Origin of the sequence: Arthrobacter sp. (assembly GCF_031179385.1) — a bacterium.
Taxonomy (GTDB): domain Bacteria; phylum Actinomycetota; class Actinomycetes; order Actinomycetales; family Micrococcaceae; genus Arthrobacter_D.
Genome location: NZ_JAPSHV010000172.1, coordinates 1 through 4,318, shown reverse-complemented (window position 1 = coordinate 4,318; position 4,318 = coordinate 1). Strand labels below are relative to the sequence as shown.

At 61.2% G+C, this 4,318-nt stretch carries 2 protein-coding genes; both read right to left on the bottom strand.

What is annotated here, in order from left to right; translation table 11 throughout:
- Window positions 1-2,950: NAD-glutamate dehydrogenase domain-containing protein (locus RIF85_RS14830; RefSeq protein WP_309072672.1), on the bottom strand; the 2,950-nt coding region annotated here is incomplete at its 3' end.
- Window positions 2,951-3,027: 77 nt separating this feature from the next.
- Window positions 3,028-4,318, bottom strand: a 1,291-nt coding sequence (locus tag RIF85_RS14825) for a chromosome partitioning protein (protein ID WP_309072671.1), incomplete at its 5' end; no start/stop codon positions are given.

Below are 4,318 nucleotides of genomic sequence, written 5' to 3'. Positions count from 1 at the left end.
CGCCTACACCGGCAACCGTAAAGTCCTCCTGTTGGGTATCGATGCCCAGCTCGCTGAAGTGGCGCTTAACCGATTCCCATGCTCCGCGGGCGGTAATGCCCATCGCCTTGTGGTCATAACCGACGGAGCCGCCGGAGGCGAATGCGTCCCCCAGCCAGTGCCCGTACTCTGCCGATATGTCGTTGGCGATATCGGAAAAGCTGGCGGTGCCCTTGTCTGCCGCTACGACCAAATATGTGTCATCGCCGTCCAGGCGGACAACGCGTTCAGGCACGACAACCTGCTGGCCAGCAGGCGTCCGGACAAGGTTGTCGGTGATGTCAAGCAGACCGCGGATGAATGTCCGGTAGCTCGACTGGCCCTCTGCCATCCAGGCAGCTCGGTCATTCGCCGGGTCGGGCAACTGTTTGGCGTAGAAGCCGCCCTTGGCACCGGTCGGGACGATGACGGCGTTCTTGACCGTTTGCGCCTTGACCAGACCGAGTATTTCCGTGCGGAAGTCCTCCCGGCGATCGGACCACCGCAGCCCGCCTCGCGCTACCTCGCCGAACCGAAGGTGCACCCCTTCGACCTGCGGTGAGTAGACCCAGATCTCGAATTTCGGCCGCGGGAACGGTGCTCCTTCGATCACTTCCGGACGCAGCTTAAAACTCAAGTAGGGCTTGTTTTGGAAGTAGTTGGTACGCAAAGTGGCCTCAATAACGTTGGCCAGTGTCCGGAGCGCTCGGTCCGCATCCAGAGTCGGAACCGCCTGGAGCCCGTCAGCCAGGCTTACGCGCGCGCGCTCAAGGGCTGCTTCCCGGGAGTCCTCGTCCAAGTCGGGGTCAAACTGGACAGTGAACAGCGTGATCAGTGCGTGGGCTACCACCGGATTTGCAAGCAATGTATCGGCGGTAAAACTATACGAACCTGCATAGCCCAGCTGCCGTACATAGCGCGCATAGCTGCGCAGCATCGAGACCTCTCGCCAGGGCACCCGCTCCTGCACGACCAACCGGTCGAATCGGTCGGACTCGCTCCGTCCTGTCACGACGGCGCCAAAGGCATCCTGCACCAGCCCGCCGGTCGCGAGCGGATCCACTCCGGGCGGATACCTCAGGCCCAAGTCGTAAAGGAAGAAATCCTCGCCGTCGGCTGTGATGATTTCGAATGGCCGTTCATCCAGCACTTCGAGACCGAGGTTCTGAAAGACCGGCAGAATCTGGCTCAGTGACTGCGGCTCGGGCAAATAGAGTTTGAGGCGGGCGTCCTCGACCTTCGTCTGCACCTCGGCAGGGATGTACACGTGCATGATCGGGCTGACATCGGCCTTTTCGCTGTAGCTCTCGAAGCGTGCGATGTCTTCAAGCGCATCTTCGACCTCATAGTCGACACGGTAGCTGGCGGGGAAAGCCTCGGCCCACTTCGCCGAAAGCTTCTCGGCTTCCTCACCGTCAAATTTTGTCCGCACAATTTGATCAATGCCCTCGGACCACGAACGTGCCGCAGCGGCCAGCCGCCTCTCGAGGTCTGCAACATCGATTTGCGGCACTTCGGAACCATGCTTGAGCCGAATGCGGAAGAACAACCGTGCCAAGGAAGATTCCGTCATCCGAGCTTCATAGTCAATGGCCTTCGCTTCGAAGGTTCTGCGCAGTTCGTCCTGCATCCGCAGTCGTACTGCCGTGGTGTACCGGTCGCGGGGCAGGTAGACCAGTGCCGAAACAAACCTCCCGTAGACGTCCTGGCGGAGAAAGAGCCGCGTCCGCCGGCGTTCCTGAAGCCGCAGGATGCCCATGGCGATGTCCGCCAGTTCCTGGGTGCTCATCTGGAATATCTCATCCCGAGGATACGACTCAAGTATGGAAAGCAGGTCCTTCCCCGAATGCGAGTCAGGTGCAAACCCGGAATGCCTGAGGACTGCGTCGACTTTTTCGCGCACAATGGGAACGCTTCGTACTGATCGGTTGTAGGCGCTGCTGGCAAAGAGACCGATGAACCTGCGCTCGCCGTTGACGTTGCCTTGCGCGTCAAAGCTCTTGACCCCGATGTAGTCCAGGTACGCCGCCCGGTGCACGGTGGAACGCGAATTCGCCTTGGTAATGACCAATGCGCGCTTCTCGCGGGCGCGGGCGCGTCCCTCCTCTGTCAGATGCTGGACGTGCCGGTCCTCCGGCAGCTCACGCATGATGCCGAGCCCCGTGCCCTCGCGCAGCAACAGCACATCTTCGCCGGCCTGATTGGCAAGGTCATACTCCCGGTAGCCCAGGAAGGTGAAGTTGCCATCGTCCAGCCACTCCAGAAGCTCCTTGGCTTCATTGAGGTCCGGTATCTCCTCAGCACCGGCAACAGAATCCAGCGATGCGGCGATCTGCCTGACACGGCTGCGCATCGCAGACCAGTCCTCGACTGCGACGCGAACATCACCGAGCACTTTGCGGATGCCCTCAATGACCTGCTGTGCCTTTTCGTCGTCTGAAATACGCACAGTCTCTACTGAAATCCAGGATTCAATGTGGGAGGCCTTGTCTCCCGTCGCGATAAACTCGGCCAGATTCGGCAGCGCGGCGGTGTCGCCGCTCGAGGCGCCCAAATGGGCCGGTACGCGTTTCAGCTCTACAAGTTCGTGGCTGGTCCGGTCGCGTACGGCAATAAAAGTGGGATGCATGAGCATCCGTATGGCCAGATCCTGGCGCACTATTTCCGCAGTTACCGAATCGACCAGGAACGGCATGTCGTCGGTCGCAATCATGATGACGCTGGAATTGCGCTCGTTGCGTATGCCGATGACCGCTTCTCCGCTCGGCCGATGAAGGGCGAGCTCCCGATGCGCCATGGCCCGCGTTTCCAGAGTGTCGCCGCTATAGCTTGCAGCATCCTCGGCAGCCAGGTGCTCGTAGTAGTTCCCGAGGAAGTCCCCCGGGTGCTTACCTGAAGTGGAAAGATCCGTAGCACTGGATCCTGACGACATGAAAAACGCCTCCGATAGGTGGTCCGAGACCGCCCCATTGCGGCCACACCTGCAAGCCTAACGCCCGCCGACAAAAACTACACTTTGAGGCGCTTGTACCTGCGCGAGCCGTTCCGGCGGACAGGCAGTTCGCGGCCAGCGAGCAGTGCGATTGCATGGCGCAGCGGAGAATCCGGAGCGCTTTCGAGAAGCACAGAGCCAGTGAGTAGTGCTGCGTCCGCAACATCGAAGTCGGCTGGCAGGAAAGAGTGCACCTCTTTGCCTGGACCGAATCGCTCCCAGGATTGTCGCAACTGGTCAACCGGTGCCGATCCAATCGATGATGCCCGCACCTTATTCAGGACGACACGGGGCGCAGCGCTGGGAACGGCATATTCAATCTCGGCAAGTGCCCTGACCAATCGGGGGACCCCAACGGCGTCGGCGGCACCGACGGCAAAAACAGTATCGGCCAGTTCCAGGCAACGAAGGGTTGCACCGTTTCGCCGTGGTGCCATCGTGTCAAAGCTGAGCTCTTCGTCAGCCTCGAGGCAAAAACCGCAATCGATGATGGTGTACTCCGCTTGGGATCTCGCCAGCCCCACTACGGTGGACACAGCGCCGGGCCGGAGTTCCGGCCACCGCTCGGCCCTCGTGATGCCCGTCAACACCTGAAGGTGAGCGCCTTGTACCGCTACCTTTACGCTTACCCGTGCAAGGGCCGGTCCATCGAGGATGCCCTGATCTGCCAGCCTGCACGCTTGGGCCAGTGCGGCGGACTCATCCATCAGGCCGAGGAACGCCGCTACGCTCGCGGAGTAGGTGTCGGCGTCGATCAGCAGTGTCTTTTTGCCGGATGCCGCATACTCCGCCGCCAGATTCACAGCGACCGTCGTTCGGCCGGGCGCACCCGGTGGTCCCCACACCGCGATCACCTGACCGCCGGCTGATAGTTCCGCAGGTTGTTCGTCCGGGATCCCGACCGGCAGCAGCGCATGTGCCGGGTCGGCATAACTTCCAGCTATCTGGGTGCCCGTTTCGGGAAGAGTCGCTACAGCCTCGGTGATAATGCAGGCCAGTTCCGAAGGCTTCATCAGGACGGGCCCTTGGGCAATCCCCAACGCATCGAATCGGCGGCGCTCCGCTTCGTCATCGGTGAGCACGACGACGGCAACTTGCGAGCTGTGCAGCCGGTCCAGAACGCTGATGCCCAGCTCGGACGTGTCGCCGGCAACGATTGCGGCACGGGCGAGCCCCGTCTGGCAGGCGGCAATCAATTCGGCGAGGGCACCGCATCTGCGCACGACAGTAACCGGACCGTGCAGTCGTTCCAACCCGCCCACGAAGTCAGTAAACGTATCGCCGTAAGTGATAACGGGGATGCTCATG